This window comes from Methylotenera sp. E1MeOHC1 (genome assembly GCF_058745595.1).
The window spans coordinates 2,326,124-2,341,757 of the sequence record NZ_CP196025.1; the positions used below are offsets into that span (position 1 = coordinate 2,326,124).

The following is a 15,634-nucleotide window of genomic DNA, read 5'->3' on the forward strand; positions in this document are numbered from 1 at the left end:
TACCTGAATGCTCCTTACCGTAATACCGATTGTAGCTAACGATAATAAATGATAGATCTTTCAATGTGCTTACCGATAGCAGATTAAGTGAGAGGTTTATCATGAACACAATGAAAATCAACAAGGTGTTTGTCGGCGAAGCCTTGTATGGTGAAGGCAACGAAGTTGCCCATGTCGACTTAATCATCGGCCCACGCGGCAGCCCAGCTGAAACAGCATTTTGTAATACACTTACTAATCAAAAACGTGGTGTGAATGGTTTATTGGCGGTGCTTGCGCCTAATATGATGGCTAAACCAGCCACTGTGATGTTTAATAAGGTTGATATCAAAAATGCTAAGCAGGCTGTTCAGATGTTTGGCCCAGCTCAATGTGGTGTGGCTCAGGCCGTGGCTGACAGTGTGAAGGAAGGTTTGATTCCTATTGGTGAAGCAAATGACTTGTTCATTTGTGTTGGTGTTTTTATTCATTGGGATGCAGCCGATGACAATAAAATCCAAGACTGGAATTACGAGGCAACTAAACTTGCTTTAAAACGTGCAATTAACGAGTTACCTTTGCCTGAAGAAGTGGTGATGCAAGACGGTGTGGTACACCACCCATTTGCAGCGCATGATTATCAAAAAACTGCTTTTGAGCTTAGACGTCGTGCCTAAGCTGGCTATCGGTTTTGTATGCGGTGGGTTGGGGTGACTGTAGGCTGTTGCGGGTGAGTTTCTCGCTTGCGCGGTGTAGATTGATTGCAGCTTTGAGTGCTGAATGCCGTGTTGGTGTAGTATTGTTGGGCGCAATATCATGAGTGATATGCGCCGTGTTTTGGCTACCGAGAGGTAGCTATTTTTTTTGTATATAAACCTATGGTTAATGATTCAAATCATCTAGATACTAAGTTATGCTCTCGTTGCGTTCATTATTTCATTACATATAAGCCAAATTTCCCTTATGGTTGCCGGGCATTAAATTTTCAAAGTAGGCGCATGCCATGCAGCGAAGTTTTTGAGGCATCCGGTACAAATTGCTTAATGTTTATGAAAAAGCCAGCCTCATAATAGTGTTCTATTGTTCAATAATAATACTAAGAAGATATGATAAATCCTCAATTACTTGACGTAACAAAGCATGGCGATACTTTAAATGAGCGTTTGAGCCATTTGCATGAACGGATGCTTGAGTCTGTGCCTGTAGTGGATAGGATTGGATGCGCGATTTATGATGCAAAAGAAGATAGACTAAAAACCTTTGTCAATAGCACTAGGCAAGGCATGCCGATTTCAGGCTATGAAATTAAGCTTGGTGACAGTATTTCCTTGTCAGATATTGCGTTAAGTGGAAGCCCTCGGGTGATTGACTCAATTCAAGAGTCAATTCAACCAAGTAATCGGCATTCTGCTTGGCTGCTAGAGCAGGGCTATCAATCGTCATTTACGATTCCAATGTATGACCAAGGGGTGCTTCTAGGTTTCTTATTCTTTGATTCGCTAGCGCATGCTGCTTTTACCCCTCAAACTCAGCGTGATCTGCTATTGTTTTCAAGCTTGATTAATATGACACTATCAACTGAGATGACCGCATTGCGTACGGTGATTGCCTCGGTTGAAATGGCTAAGGAACTGACAAACCTTAGAGATTTTGAGACTGGGGCACACATCGAAAGAATGGCCCGCTACTCTAGAGTGATTGCAAAAGGTGTGGCGAACAAGCTGGGGCTGGCAGATGAATTTGTTGAGCATGTGTATCTGTTTGCCCCTTTACATGATATTGGCAAGATTGGTATTCCAGACAAAATATTATTAAAAGAGGGTAGGCTAGACCCCGATGAGAAAAAGGTCATGCAAACGCATGTTGAAAAAGGTATTGAGATTATTGAGAAGATACTAGGGGATTTTAATTTACAGCAACTCGCCGAATCTAGGGTGATGCGTAATATTGTGGCATTCCATCATGAGTTGATGGATGGGTCGGGGTATCCTAAAGGTATTAAAGGGGATGCTATTCCTATTGAGGGGCGCATAGTTACGACTGCCGATGTGTTGGATGCGCTGGTAAGCACTAGGCCTTATAAGGCAGGTTGGTCACTAGACGAGGCATTTGCTGAGCTAAAGCATATGGTAGACGTTGGTAAGCTGGATGCAGATTGTGTTGATGTACTGATAGAACAACGTGCGGAAATACAGGCGATTGTTAATAACTATCAGGATATACATTATTAGAGAATTAGAGATTATTGGTTTGGGCGGGCATCCCTCTCATTCGATATATTAGTTTTGCAGAAATGAGGTTATGCATGCTTTAGGGTGGTTGCAAAACTGCATCGCCGCGAGGATACTTGTTTACAGGTGCTGTGAGCGGGTGTCGCATGCTGTGTGTGTCTTTAGTGGGTGAACGTTGTGCTCATTGGCTCATCACCAATGGCAGCAGTAGGTGAGTGAACAGTTCGTTAGCTTTACCTTAATCCTGGTTGGTTAGCGGGGTATGATGAACGCTAAGTTAAATGATATTAAACCAATTTCAACCCTAGCTATCTTGATAGCTTTAGTGGTCTGGGTGTCGCTTTGCTTGGTGGTGCTGTGGGCCGTGGTTAATCTTAATCTGCGTGATGCTGAAAAAAGCTTTACCGAACATGGTGAGGACTACGTAGATAAACTCAACAGAAGTATGGTAAGCAGTGAAACAGTTCTGAAAGGCTTTTCTGCACTGTTTGCAGCCATTGGTAACACCAGCCCTGAAAAAGTTTCGGTGTATGTCCGAAGTGTGATTGATACTAATGATCAAATTTTTGCATTAGAAATCATACAAAAAGTAGCAAAGAAGCAACTCCAGGATTTTATTATCAGCAGGCGTCTCAGCGGCACGCCTAACTTTACGCTTAAGGCCTTTTCTTTTGGTGAGCATCGGGGGTGGGCGCATCCTCAAGACAAGCCATTTTATTATCCTGTCATTTATATGGAGTCGCTGTCATCAAGCTCAAATGAAATTATTGGCTTGGACGTGTCTAGCGTCCCCTTTCTTGAAAGTGCCGTGACTCAGGCGATTACAATGCGGCGGCCTGTCGCCAGCCATCCGTTCAGATTGATACAGGGGAATCTTGCTTATGTCGTGTTTTGCCCGATAAGGTCAGAACAGAACATGATCGTTGATATGATTATCGATGCGGATAAGCTACAGCGGCCGGGTGGTAATCTGATGCGGGATGGTTTTACCGCGACGGTCTATCATAAAGACTTCACTGTGCAAGATCCTAAAGGTCAGCTATTTTCTGTGGCCGGGCGTACCCGCAGCGCCATTGAAGTGGCGATATTTCCGGTTTTTAAACATCAAAAATCCTTGGCCACCATGGGTGAGCCATTTTTAATTTTAATGACTAGGCAAGCCGGCTGGACTGACTTGAGTTTCGGCTTGATCGGATTAATGGCTATATTGTCGTTCGCCTCTTCGGCGATTTTGTATATATATTTGCGCTCTATCCAGCGCGGACGGCTCAGGCATATTAATCACCAAAATATGTTGTGGAAGCTTGCCAATCAAGACGGGCTAACGGGAATCCCTAACCGGATGCTGATGTTGGACCGGCTTGAACAAGCCTTGGCCGTGAGTGAGCGTAGTGGTCAGTACGGTGCAGTTATTTTTCTGGATATTGATAACTTTAAGGCGCTTAACGATACGAAGGGGCACGATGCCGGAGATTTGCTTTTGATAGAGGTCGCTAAAAGAATCAAGAGCTGTGTTCGGGATGTAGATACTGCTGCTCGCCTAGGAGGGGACGAGTTCGTTGTCATCTTAAGTGAGTTAGGGGCTGAGTTTACAGAAGCTAATGCGGCTGCCATGCAGGTTGCTGATAAGATTCGTGCAGTAGTAGAACAGCCTTTTAAGTTGCAATTATTTGAGCATCAAGTGACTGTTAGTCTGGGCGTTACACTGTTCAAAGGTAATGAAAAAACCATCAACCAATTGCTGAAATCAGCTGATACAGCGATGTATCAACAAAAGGCAACGCACCATTAGCTACGCACTGATGCACTCCACTTTGGTTGCGTTGCCTGCATATTATCTCTCTAGTTTCATTGATACCTATTAATAGGCTTATTCTGCTTAAGCAAATCGTGTCAGTTCGTTATTTATTAGGCATAATAGCGCCTATTGAACAATTAAATTTGAAGTTAAGAAAAACATGAAAGCAATGATACTTGGGGCTGGTAAGGGTACTAGAGTTCAGCCGATTACACATGAAATCCCAAAGCCAATGATTCCATTGGTACGCAAGCCTGTGATGGAGTATCTGATTGAGTTGCTTAAAAAGCACGGCGTTGATCAGATTATGGTGAACACCAGCCATTTAGCGCCAATTATTGAGAACTACTTTAGAGATGGCGAGCAGTTTGGTGTGAGTATGGCCTACTCATATGAAGGTTATGTGGAGTCTGGTGTCGCCATTAGCTCACCAGTTGGCTCGGCGGGTGGTATGAAAAAGATTCAGGATTTTTCTGGATTCTTTGATGAGACATTTATTGTGCTGTGTGGCGATGCCTGGATCGATTTGGATATTAGCAAAGCGCTAGAGATTCATCGCCAGAAGAAAGCGATTGCCAGCATTATTATTCGGGAAGTACCGAATGATGAGGTGTTTAAATACGGTATCGTCGCGCTGGATGACGATGATCGTATCGTGCAGTTTCAAGAAAAGCCTGATCCAAAAGACGCAATCTCCAATCTGGCCAATACCGGTATTTATATCTTTGAGCCGGAGATATTTAACTATATTCCTTCTGGCGTTGCCTATGATATTGGTGGCGAGTTGTTCCCTAAACTGGCACAAGCGCACTTGCCTTTTATCGGCATTAATTTGCCGTTTCAATGGCTAGATATTGGCAATGTGCAGGATGTATGGACAGTGACCAGCCAAATATTAAACGGTGAAGTTGCCGGGTTCAAAATGCCAGGGCGTGAGGTGAAGCCGGGTGTGCATGTGGGGATTAACTTAAATGTAGATTTTGATCAGGTCAATATTACACCGCCGGTTTATATAGGCGGCAGTACCAAAATTGAGCCCGGTGCCACGATTGTAGGTCCTGCAGTATTAGGGGCAAGCTGCGTGGTTGAGAGCGGTGCAGTAATTAAGAACTGTATCGTGGAAGACTACACGCGTTTGACTAGCCAAGCCAACTTAGAGGGTAAGATTATCTTCGGCAGTAAGTGTATCGACCCAATTATGGATACGCAGGTAGATATTGCGGAAGCACGTTTGGAATTTATGATTGAAGATGCACGCAAGCTGATCGAGCCTGATGCAGAATAGCTTTGCAGGTAAGTAAGTACAAACTTTACCAGCTAGGCGCATATCAATTGAATGCGGCTAGCTGGCAGAAGCGTTGCCAACTATTAAAATTTTAATAGTTAGATCGTCTAAAAATCTCACCTTGTGGTTTTAAATCAAAGGCAATACAGATCCGCTCTTCATTTGAGTTAAATGGAATGGTGCGGTGAAACAGTGAGGACGGGAACAACACAATATCGCCAACATTAGGTGATGCTACTCCCACTGGGAAGTCATCGTGTTTTTGTGGGTAGTTGTCACCATGTAGCCCATATTCAAAGCAGCCCTCTAGTGGGTCTTTTTTATCTTTAGGTAATACCAAGTACACCGCGCCGCTAATCCAACCTACTTCATGGATATGGCGGTCTACATAGCCCGCGCGGCGTAATCGCACATACCATGAGCTGGTAAATTCCAACTCATCTGGAAATGATTTAATCAGCTCGCAGTCGGCGCCTGCGAAGCGGTTCTTGTAGTTAATAAACTCTTGTTTCACTAGTTCACCCAGCTTTCTGAACGATGCCTCTGGGCGTTTAAATAAATTGCCGGCAGATTGTTTGCCGTTGATAATCATGCCTTGTGCACGCACTTCAATTGCAGTGTTGTCTATGTCGTTAAGCAGGTCTTTAAGAAACTGGCTATTAGGCTCGGCAAGTTCTGAAATGCTGTTTTGGTAAACAAAATCAAAACCGTTTTTACAGAAATTGTAGTGGTCTTCTACCCCAAAATTACGAGCGTAGTGCGAGGATAATGTAGCGAGAAATGGTGCGTTATGTTTTTTGTGTGTGCGTACAATTTCATCCAGCTTTGTTTTAAACACGTCAAAGTGCTCAGCCTTATAAGTACAATACAACGCACGTTCTTGCCAATCATCCAAGCGTGAGCGTTCAAAGTGCTCAACCGCTTCATCAAAGCGATTAGCCAGGTATAAAAACTCACCCATATTGTAATTTGCGCCTGCATGTTCAGGGTTGAGCTTGAGCGTATCCAAGTAGCTCTTCACTGCATCTTCCATATTGCCTTGGTCGCGTAAGCATTCACCTAGGTAGTTGTGGGCGTCAGCATAATTAGGAAACATCCTAATTGCATGTTTAAAATGCTGGATGGCGTCATCTAGTTTGCCTTGGTCGCGTAAAGCTGTGCCCATGTTGAAATGGCCGCGCGCGTCTTCATGAATATTTAATGCAATCTGGTAGTTCTTGATTGCATCTTCCAATAAGCCTTGCTTTTGTAATAGCGCGCCTAAGTTGCCGTATGCCTCAAAGAAGTTAGGCTGCAATGCAATCGCCTGCAGATAATGGTTGCTGGCGGCTTGTAAGTCTCCAGTGTTGGCAAGTGCGATACCCAAGTTGAAATGCAGGTCAGGCGTATTGGGCTGAATCGATAATGCTTTTTTATAGCTTTCAATCGCCGCTTGGGGTTTTGATAAACTATCTTGGGCAATCCCTAAAATCTGATACAAGATAAATGTGTTTGGGTAGCGCTTAACCAGCTTGTTTGCTGCCAACTCAGCCTCGGCCATTTTTCCTGTGTTGAATAAATGCAGGACAGGTTGCATTTCTAGTTGGCTGGGTTGAGGGGTGAGAGGTGCTTGCTTTGCCATCATTTGTCCTAAATATATATCAAATTCTGTATTGGATTAGAGAGCGTTTACTCGTCTTGTTGCTGTAGGCGGATTGCTAATTTCCGTAGAAACTTCATGGCGACTTTAGGCTCGTCTAGCAGTAATGTTTCAATATTATCCGTGCTCATTGTAATGATTTCTGCCTGTGTTGAGGCGGTTTTTGCTTCTGCAACTGTTGGCGTGTTGGATAGCATGGCAATCTCACCAAAATACTCGCCGGCATGAACGGTGCGCAACACTTTACTGTGTTTAATGATTTGTACTTCGCCAGATACCAGGTAGTACAGGCAATCATTGGCCTCACCATGTTGGAATATCGTCTCATTTTTTGCATATACCTTGCCATAACGCTGCATCAGTTTCTTTACATAGTGAGATTGCGTAGCAATGTGATGCTCTAATGATTCATCAAATAGCCCCTTTAAGAGCAGGACATCTTTTTTTCTTAAGGTGGCAATTAGCTCTGTGCCGAGTAAGAACACGGCAAAGTTTACATAGAGCCAAGTGATGGAAATGAACAGATTCTTCATGCTGCCAAAAATTGAGCCATATGACTCGTTCATCGATAAAAATAAGGTAAATGCAGGGCGCATCAGCAGCCAGAGTATGGCCGTAAATAACGAGCCAATTAAGATATGCTTAATATATAAACGTGCCGGAAAGAATGCAAAATAGAAAGCACTGATTAGCAGTGTGGTTAAGGCTAAAGAGGTTAAAGTGGTAAATGTTTCGTAGTGTATAAAGCGGCTGCTAGCCCCTAAGAAAATGATGACCTTCTCGAGCATAAGCCCGGCAAAAGTAAACAAGAAGAAGAGTAGCAGCATGCCGATAATGGCAAAAATGTCTTTTATCTTCCTTTTAACAAAGGATGGTGCCTCCACTAGGCTTGCAATGCTATAAAAAGCCGCGCGCATCGCGCTTGCCAGTGGAGTGACCGTCCAAAGGAGTACAAAAAGGCCTAAGGCTCCCCATGCCACTTGGTGTTTCGCCGTACTGTAAACCTCAGTCATGATGGCATTACTGAATTGCGGCACCAGATTGCTGGTAATAATCGCGAGTTTAACAATTGCATAATCAGAACTAAAAATGAGCTGGCTTAATAGAAAAAACATGAGCAGCACTAAAGGAATCAATGCAAACATCGCATAAAAAGATAAGGACGCAGATAAGCCCAATGCGTTGTGTCGTTGAAACGCCTTAAACATCTCATGAAATACAAATAACGGCGTGTTATAGCGCTGGTTAGCGTAAACCTCACCAGGCATGTTAATCGCTTTGCGTAGGTTGTCACGTATCGCTAAATTTGGTTTTGGAGTGAAAGTGATCTTCTTCATGCTGCGATGTGTTGAGTTAATTCTTGATGGATAGGCATGGCGCTTAGGTTTCCATGGGTAGACATTGCGGTGAAGTAACTTTGGTGTGCTATTAAATAAGAAAGTATCAGCTAAATATCCTATAAGAATCTTAGCACTATACTTTCTCATCTAAGTACATGCTTACTCTAAATTTTTAAATTTCTCAGTTGCTGCAATAAGCGCTGAAGTTGTACCAGATTCCATAGCTGAATGCCCGGCGTCATCAACGAAGTGCAGCTCCGCATGTGGCATTGCGCGCTTTAGCTCCCACGCTGTAATTGGTGGGCATACCATATCGTAACGCCCTTGCACGATGATGGTTGGTAGCTGAGATAGTTTTTCCCTGGCTTCGGCTAGTAAGTCGCGCTTTCCAACAAAGCATTGCTGTTGTATATAGTGAATTTGCACCCTAGCACGCGCTAGTTCTACCGCACTATTTATCTCTTGCTCATTGGACGGTCTTGGTAATAACGTCATGATGCTGCTCTCAAACTGGTTCCACTGAATTGCAGCTGGAATATTAATGGCTGTATCGTCCGAGAAAATGAGTTTTTCGTAGGCGTTAATCGGGTTAACTCTTGAGTCTGCAGGCAAGAAGTCACATAAAGCCTCCCATGGTTCTGGGTAAAAAGCTTTCACATCGTTTAAAAACCAATTGAGCTCGCTACCACGGCTTAAAAAGATGCCGCGTAGAATCAGCCCCGTTACATGTTGTGTGTGCTTTAAGGCGTAAGCAATGCCAAGTGTGCTGCCCCATGAGCCGCCGAACACTAACCATCTATCAATGCCTAGGTGGGTGCGAATCAAATCAATATCATGCACTAAGTCATCAATGGTATTGTTGTTGGTCTCACCTAAAGGCTTGCTGCGCCCACATCCACGTTGATCAAGTAAGATAATACGGTAATGCTTCGGGTCAAAAAAGCGTCGTTGTGTGGGGTTGCAACCGCTGCCAGGGCCACCATGTAGGAACACTACTGGCACTCCCTCAGGGTTGCCGCAAACCTCATAGTAAATCTCATGCAAATCATCTACTTTAATCGTAGATTCTTTAAATGTATCAAGCTCAGGATACAACTTGTAAATATCAGTTTGCATGCGGGAAATTCTCTTTCTGTTTGATTTTAAATGACTTTTTATGGATTAGTTGTTCGTTTGGTTGGTGTCGTGCAGTGGCTGTAAGGGCTAATTGTCAATATGTTAAGTTAATTGTAAATAAATTGTAAATAATGTATTGCAATTCATGATTCACTGGTTTATAGTTCTGTTCAAGCACATTAAGTGTGCTACAAATAGATTCATAAAAGCTAGTAAAAATTTTGAGGAACATCAAAAATTTATTAACTTTAGATATGAATCTATTTATTTAAACCTTAGTAGTTTAACTTTGGAGATTAATATGCAAATCAACAAAATCAAGTTAGCACTTGGCTTGGTAGCAGGTATGGCGATGCCTTTAGTAGCATCAGCCGCTGCAGATCAAGAAGCAGCAATGAAAGACGCGAACAACTGGGCTCACCCACGTGGTCAGCACAACAACAACGGTTACAGCGCTTTGTCACAAGTGAACAAAGGCAACGTTAAAAATCTTAAAGCAGCTTGGACATTCGCTACTGGTGTAAACCGTGGTCACGAAGGTTCACCAATCGTTGTTGGTAACATGATGTATGTACATACAGCATTCCCAAACAACGTATACGCTTTAGACTTAGACAACAACCAAAAAATCGTTTGGTCATATTTCCCTAAACAAGATCCATCAGTACAAGCTGTATTGTGCTGTGACAACGTTTCACGTGGTCTTGGTTTCGGCGACGGTAAAATCTACCTACAACAAAACGATGGCAACTTAGTAGCTTTAGACGCTAAAACTGGTGCTAAAGTATGGTCAACATTGATCAATGATCCAAAAGTTGGCGCTACTAACACTAACGCTCCACACGTAATCAAAGACAAAGTGTTGACAGGTTGTTCAGGTGCTGAGTTCGGTGTACGTTGCTTTATCGCAGCATACAACGCTAAAGATGGTTCTTTAGCATGGAAAGCATACTCAACAGGTCCAGATTCTGAAGTGTTGATCGGTGCAGATTTCAACAAAGAAACTCCTGAGTACAGTGCATTGTCAGTTTACCAAGACGTAAACGGCGGCAACAAAGAAGGTGGTTCTTTCAAAAAATTACCTAACGACCAAATCAAATTTGGCGAAAAAGATCTAGGTACACGTACATGGTTGAAACCACAAGCAGTTAAAGATGGTTGGCAACATGGTGGTGGCTCTGTATGGGGCTGGTGGCCGTATGATGCACGTACAAACTTAGTTTACTACGGTACAGGTAACCCATCAGTTTGGAACCCAGACGTACGTCCAGGCGACAACAAATGGTCAATGACTGTATTCGCACGTGACTTAGACACTGGCGTTGCAAAATGGGGTATGCAAATGACTCCACATGACGAGTGGGACTACGACGGCATCAACGAAGTAATCTTGTTCGACAAAGGTGGTAAAACATACGCTTGGCACCATGACCGTAACGGCTTCGCTTACACATGGAATGCACACAACGGTAAATTACAAGCTGCTCAAAAAGTTCACCCATTCGTAAACTGGGCAACTGATGTTGACATGAAAACTGGTGTACCAAACAAATTGGCATCAGCTTCTACTCACCAAGACTACAACGCTAAAGGCGTATGTCCAGCTGCATTGGGTACAAAAGACCAACAACCAGCTGCATACTCACCAAAAACTGGCTTAGTATATTCTCCATTGAACCACGTATGTATGACATACGAGCCAGTTGAGTCTAAATACGTTGCTGGTCAACCATGGGTTGGTGCAACATTAACAATGTTCCCAGGTCCTGACGGTGTTATGGGTGGCTTCGGCGCTTATGATCCAATGACCAACAAAAAAGTATGGTACAACAAAGAGAAATTCTCAGCTTGGGGTGGTGCTTTAACTACTGCTACTGACCTAGTGTTCTACGGTACTTTAGATCGTTGGTTCAAAGCTGTTGATGCTAAATCAGGTAAAGAGCTTTGGAAATTCCAAGTTGGTTCTGGCGTGATTGGTAATGCATTCACATACGGTAACAAAGGTAAACAATACGTTGGCGTGCTATCAGGTATCGGTGGCTGGGCTGGTGTTGCGATGAACCTTGGTATGACTACTCCTACAGACGCTTTAGGCGCTGCTGGTGGTTATGCTGAACTAGTTAAATACAACGCTGCTCCTGGCGGCGGTGCATTGAACGTATTCAGCCTATAATTAATTGTTGAAAAACAATAAAATTATTAGCTAATATCGTAAGCTAGTATCAATGTAGTACTAAAAACACCCCGATTCGTCGGGGTGTTTTTTTTATTGAGTACGTGATACGAATGGTCGGTTTGAGCGGCTGAGCATGCTTAGCTTGTGCTCATGTTTATTCAGTAAATAGCTATTAAGAAATAGCCAATATTTAAGCCAGATTCATGAAAATCTGCTGTTTCATACATAGGCTATCCTGTATAGTCGTATGTCGGTTTTCAAGGTTTTAATAGGTAGAACTTTTGATTAAGTTACTACTCTATTACATAGCGCGGTGGAGTAAGGGCCGCATTTTTATGATAAGGAATAAAAATGTTTAAAAGAATGCAATTGCTTGGTCTTATTATGGGTTTTCTTGCAATAGGCAGCGTGCAGGCTGAAGATGTTTACTCTTCAGGTCGTGCTGGCGAAGTGCAGCGTGTGGATGATGGTACAGAGTTTAGAGTCTGTGCAGACCAAGATAACCTACCCTATTCAAATAAGAATTTAGAAGGGTTTGAAAATAAAATTGCTGAAGTGTTGGCAAATGATTTAAATAAGAAACTTGCCTTTACGTTCTGGTACGACCGTATGGGTTTCATCAGAAATACGCTAAGTGCAAAAAAATGCGATGTCATTATGGGTACAACATCAGATTACGATGCATTAAGAACATCAAAACCTTATTACCGTGCAGGTCATGTATTTGTGTACAAAAAAAGCAGCGGCATGAAAATCACCAACTGGGATAGCCCAGATCTTAAAAAAGCAACCATTGGTATTGTAGGTCAGAGCCCAGCAACCATTGCCTTGAATGATTATGGCCTGATGCCAAATGCTAGGCCATACCGCATGCAACGCGACCTTAACTTACCGCCTAGCTATTTAATTGATGACTTGCTTGCTGGCGATATTGATGTAGCGATTATGTGGGGTCCAATCGGTGGTTATTTCGCAAAACAATCAAAAGAGCCGTTAGAAGTTGTGATGGTACCAGATTATGAAATGGTGAATGCTAAAGGTAAAACTAACTGGAATATCTCAATCGGTGTACGTAAAGCTGATAAAGAACGTATGGCGATGATTGATGCTGCACTGGAAAGAAACAAAGATAAAATTAACAAAATTCTAGATGATTATGGTATCCCGCATATGCCTGTTGTTGAAGGCGATAGCATTATGAAAGTTTATCGTAAAGGAAAAGAAGTTAATAAAGAAACTCGCGGTGACGCAATCCCAAAAACAGAGTAAAATGTGCGCTTATTTTGCGTTGTTAAGTCAACCGATATATAAATACCTACGTTGAATGACCATACGTTGAAGAATGCGCTTAGCATGATTAGGACGTAACTCATTTTATGTGAATTAAAATTAGGAGATAACATGTTAGGCAATAAAACTTTAGCGTCAACATTATTAGTTTCTATGTTGGCATTAACAGGCTTAGTATCTGTAAATGTGCAGGCAGCAGACATTAACCTAGTAGCAACGCAAGATGGCGCACCTTTAAATATTAAAAAAGAGTTGTTTGATACACCACAAGCTAAAGAGTTTTTAGCGACTGGTAAAAATCCATACATCGGCAATGAAGATGCAATTAAAGCAGGTAAGAAGAAATTCAACCTGTACTCATGTAATGCCTGTCATGGTGGCCACGGTGAAGGTGCAATTGCACCAGGCTTGACTGGTAACATCATGAAATATGCTAAAAACCTTACAAACAAAGGTATGTTTGAAACGATTTGGCATGGTACTAATGGCGGTATGGGTGCTAAAGGTTTAGGTTTAATGGTACCGGAAGATCCTACAGAAGGTTTGAAACCGGATGATTTGTTGAAAGTAATCGCTTGGATTCGTAGCAACAGCAAAATTACTGGCAACGAATAATTAATTGCTTTGTGTCGTAAAAAACGGTCGCCATTGCGACCGTTTTTTATTATGACTAAATGCGTTATTATTAAACTTTTTATAATTAATCGAGTGAATGATGAATAAACATTTATTTTTAGTAGCGCTCATTTCAATGCTAGCTGCATGTGGTCAAGGTTCAGGCTCTAAAAGTGCAGATGGCGGTGCTTCTGCAGGTTCTGATTCAGAAATAAAAATGATTGATTTGGTAACAACTCAAGATGGTACAGCGTTAAAAATTGACGCTAAATTATTTGATACACCAGCTGCAAAAGAGTTTATTGCAACAGGTAAAAACCCGTATATTGGTGTAGAAGCTGAAATACAGGCAGGTAAAAAGAAATTTAACTTATATTCATGTGTAGCCTGTCATGGCGGCCGTGCAGAGGGTGCTGTAGGGCCAAGTTTGCAAGGTCCAAACTTCAAATATGCTAAGAATGCGACAAACAAGGGTATGTTTGAAACGATTTGGCATGGTACTAATGGCGGTATGGGTGCAAAAGGCTTTGGTTTAATGCAAGCTGATCCACCTGATGGTTTAAAACCAGATGAAGTATTAAAAGTTATTGCATGGATTCGTAGCAATTCAGCAATCACTGGAAACGAGTAAGTGATTTAAAAATAGAAAACGCTTACTGAGGTTCAGTAAGCGTTTTTTTATTTTAAGAGTTTAATAATAGTGTATGCAGGGAGTGCAAAATGGGTAAAGCGGAAGCAGAGCAACTGCATCAAATCGTCATTGTAGGTGGTGGGGCTGGTGGTTTGGAGTTGGCAACTAAGCTAGGCGATAGTCTAGGGCGTAAAGGTAAGGCTGTGATTACTTTGATTGATAAATCAAAGACGCACGTCTGGAAGCCATTGCTGCATGAAATTGCTGCCGGCAGTATGAACCCAGAGAAGCATGAGCTGGTTTATTTAGCGCAAGCGCATTGGCATCACTTTAAGTTCCGCCTAGGCAGTATGGATAGCCTAGACAGAGCAAAAAAAGAAATCTCAATTGCACCAAACTATGATGAAGACGGTGTAGAGGTTATCCCACGTCGCACCATTAAATATGACACCTTGGTGATTGCTGTGGGCAGCACTACTAACGATTTTGGTATTAAAGGTGCGCGTGAGCATTCTATTGCACTGGATACGCAAGATCAGGCTGAAAAATTCCACAGACGTTTACACAATGCATTATTGCGAGCACAAACGCAGGCTGAGCCTGTGCAGGCTGGTCAGTTAGAAGTGGTCATTGTGGGTGCAGGAGCAACTGGGGTTGAGCTATCAGCTGAACTGCATAATACAACACGTGAATTAGCAGCTTACGGGCTAGATAAAATTGATCCTGACCGTGATGTACATATTTCCTTAATTGAGGCGAGCGAGCGTGTGTTACCTGCGCTCCCAGCTAAACTTTCTAACTCTGTAGATTTAGAGCTTAGAAAACTGCGCGTGCACTTATATATGGGTGAGCGTGTGACTGAGGTAACTAGCAAAGGCGTGCAAACGCATAGCGGTCGTTTTATTCCATCCGCACTTGTGGTTTGGGCTGCAGGCATTAAAGCGCCTGACTTCTTACGTGAGATCGATGGTTTGGAGACCAACCGCATTAATCAGTTACTGGTTAAACCTACGCTGCAAACAACATTGGATGAAAATATCTTTGCATTTGGTGATTGTGCAGCATGTCCATGGGTAGGCCATAGTCAAGATGTTACGGTGCCGCCACGTGCGCAGTCTGCACATCAACAAGCAAGCATGTTGGTCAAAACATTAAAATACCGTGCTGCCGGTAAAACAGACCTGCCTGAGTTTAAATACCGGGATTATGGTTCGCTAGTTAACTTAGGTAACTATACAACTGTTGGTAATTTGATGGGCGCGTTGTCTGGCGGCAGTTTGTTTATTGAAGGTTTAATTGCACGTACGATGTATCAATCACTCTATAAACTACATTTGATGGCGCTGCATGGGTTCTGGAGCATGGCATTACAAACGCTGGCCAGAATGATTGCAAAACGTACTGAAGCGCATGTGAAACTACATTAATATAGCGTCCGCATATACAGCGGGCACATCAATAAAACTGCAACATGGTTTTATTGATGTGCCCGTTGTTGTTTGTGGTGTGTTCGTATAAGTGCGTTGCACGTGCA

12 protein-coding genes are annotated in these 15,634 nt (G+C 42.7%); 9 read left to right on the plus strand and 3 right to left on the minus strand.

Translation table 11 applies throughout. The features are described from left to right. Positions 1–101: 101 nt before the first annotated feature. The 4 genes from fae to ACSSU7_RS10985 all read left to right on the plus strand — a co-directional run bounded on the left by fae (position 102) and on the right by ACSSU7_RS10985 (position 5,293). On the plus strand, positions 102–656 hold the full coding sequence (gene fae / locus ACSSU7_RS10970; protein ID WP_492516512.1) for a formaldehyde-activating enzyme: 555 nt from the start codon (positions 102–104) through the stop codon (positions 654–656). A 429-nt stretch (positions 657–1,085) separates the two neighbouring features. Continuing rightward, on the plus strand, positions 1,086–2,210 hold the full coding sequence (locus ACSSU7_RS10975; RefSeq protein ID WP_492516513.1) for an HD domain-containing phosphohydrolase: 1,125 nt from the start codon (positions 1,086–1,088) through the stop codon (positions 2,208–2,210). 262 nt (positions 2,211–2,472) lie between these two features. Further along, positions 2,473–4,002 (plus strand): diguanylate cyclase domain-containing protein, encoded by a 1,530-nt coding sequence (locus ACSSU7_RS10980; RefSeq protein WP_492516514.1) that lies wholly within the window; start codon positions 2,473–2,475, stop codon positions 4,000–4,002. A 166-nt stretch (positions 4,003–4,168) separates the two neighbouring features. After that, on the plus strand, positions 4,169–5,293 hold the full coding sequence (locus ACSSU7_RS10985; protein ID WP_492516515.1) for a nucleotidyltransferase family protein: 1,125 nt from the start codon (positions 4,169–4,171) through the stop codon (positions 5,291–5,293). 91 nt (positions 5,294–5,384) lie between these two features. Here the strand turns inward: ACSSU7_RS10985 and ACSSU7_RS10990 are convergent, their stop codons facing one another. The 3 genes from ACSSU7_RS10990 to pip all read right to left on the minus strand — a co-directional run bounded on the left by ACSSU7_RS10990 (position 5,385) and on the right by pip (position 9,388). Then, the gene (locus ACSSU7_RS10990; RefSeq protein WP_492516516.1) at positions 5,385–6,914 is read right to left on the minus strand and encodes a tetratricopeptide repeat protein; all 1,530 of its coding nucleotides are present in this window, start codon (positions 6,912–6,914) and stop codon (positions 5,385–5,387) included. A gap of 47 nt (positions 6,915–6,961) precedes the next feature. Next, positions 6,962–8,269: a YhjD/YihY/BrkB family envelope integrity protein gene (locus ACSSU7_RS10995; protein ID WP_492516517.1), complete on the minus strand. Its 1,308-nt coding sequence runs from the start codon at positions 8,267–8,269 to the stop codon at positions 6,962–6,964. 162 nt (positions 8,270–8,431) lie between these two features. Next, complete coding sequence (gene pip, locus ACSSU7_RS11000) at positions 8,432–9,388, minus strand: prolyl aminopeptidase (RefSeq protein WP_492516518.1); 957 nt, start codon at positions 9,386–9,388, stop codon at positions 8,432–8,434. 301 nt (positions 9,389–9,689) lie between these two features. Between pip and ACSSU7_RS11005 the strand changes: the two genes are divergently transcribed. From ACSSU7_RS11005 to ACSSU7_RS11025, 5 genes are all read left to right on the plus strand, one after another. Continuing rightward, the gene (locus ACSSU7_RS11005; protein ID WP_135278679.1) at positions 9,690–11,561 is read left to right on the plus strand and encodes an outer membrane protein assembly factor BamB family protein; all 1,872 of its coding nucleotides are present in this window, start codon (positions 9,690–9,692) and stop codon (positions 11,559–11,561) included. A 354-nt stretch (positions 11,562–11,915) separates the two neighbouring features. Beyond that, the gene (locus tag ACSSU7_RS11010) at positions 11,916–12,833 is read left to right on the plus strand and encodes a quinoprotein dehydrogenase-associated putative ABC transporter substrate-binding protein (protein ID WP_492516519.1); all 918 of its coding nucleotides are present in this window, start codon (positions 11,916–11,918) and stop codon (positions 12,831–12,833) included. 132 nt (positions 12,834–12,965) lie between these two features. Then, positions 12,966–13,469: a c-type cytochrome gene (locus tag ACSSU7_RS11015; RefSeq protein ID WP_492516520.1), complete on the plus strand. Its 504-nt coding sequence runs from the start codon at positions 12,966–12,968 to the stop codon at positions 13,467–13,469. A 100-nt stretch (positions 13,470–13,569) separates the two neighbouring features. After that, positions 13,570–14,100, plus strand: a complete 531-nt coding sequence (locus ACSSU7_RS11020) for a c-type cytochrome (RefSeq protein WP_492517795.1) — start codon at positions 13,570–13,572, stop codon at positions 14,098–14,100. 89 nt (positions 14,101–14,189) lie between these two features. Continuing rightward, a complete protein-coding gene (locus tag ACSSU7_RS11025) occupies positions 14,190–15,527 on the plus strand; it encodes an NAD(P)/FAD-dependent oxidoreductase (protein WP_492516521.1) in 1,338 nt (445 codons plus the stop codon). Positions 15,528–15,634: the final 107 nt, after the last annotated feature.

What these genes read in the sequence shown, in the direction of transcription:
- fae (WP_492516512.1), top strand. Translation starts at nt 102, where the DNA reads ATGAACACAATGAAAATCAACAAGGTGTTTGTCGGCGAAGCCTTGTAT.
- ACSSU7_RS10975 (WP_492516513.1), top strand. Translation starts at nt 1,086, where the DNA reads ATGATAAATCCTCAATTACTTGACGTAACAAAGCATGGCGATACTTTA.
- ACSSU7_RS10980 (WP_492516514.1), top strand. Translation starts at nt 2,473, where the DNA reads ATGATGAACGCTAAGTTAAATGATATTAAACCAATTTCAACCCTAGCT.
- ACSSU7_RS10985 (WP_492516515.1), top strand. Translation starts at nt 4,169, where the DNA reads ATGAAAGCAATGATACTTGGGGCTGGTAAGGGTACTAGAGTTCAGCCG.
- ACSSU7_RS10990 (WP_492516516.1), bottom strand. Translation starts at nt 6,914, where the DNA reads ATGGCAAAGCAAGCACCTCTCACCCCTCAACCCAGCCAACTAGAAATG.
- ACSSU7_RS10995 (WP_492516517.1), bottom strand. Translation starts at nt 8,269, where the DNA reads ATGAAGAAGATCACTTTCACTCCAAAACCAAATTTAGCGATACGTGAC.
- pip (WP_492516518.1), bottom strand. Translation starts at nt 9,388, where the DNA reads ATGCAAACTGATATTTACAAGTTGTATCCTGAGCTTGATACATTTAAA.
- ACSSU7_RS11005 (WP_135278679.1), top strand. Translation starts at nt 9,690, where the DNA reads ATGCAAATCAACAAAATCAAGTTAGCACTTGGCTTGGTAGCAGGTATG.
- ACSSU7_RS11010 (WP_492516519.1), top strand. Translation starts at nt 11,916, where the DNA reads ATGTTTAAAAGAATGCAATTGCTTGGTCTTATTATGGGTTTTCTTGCA.
- ACSSU7_RS11015 (WP_492516520.1), top strand. Translation starts at nt 12,966, where the DNA reads ATGTTAGGCAATAAAACTTTAGCGTCAACATTATTAGTTTCTATGTTG.
- ACSSU7_RS11020 (WP_492517795.1), top strand. Translation starts at nt 13,570, where the DNA reads ATGAATAAACATTTATTTTTAGTAGCGCTCATTTCAATGCTAGCTGCA.
- ACSSU7_RS11025 (WP_492516521.1), top strand. Translation starts at nt 14,190, where the DNA reads ATGGGTAAAGCGGAAGCAGAGCAACTGCATCAAATCGTCATTGTAGGT.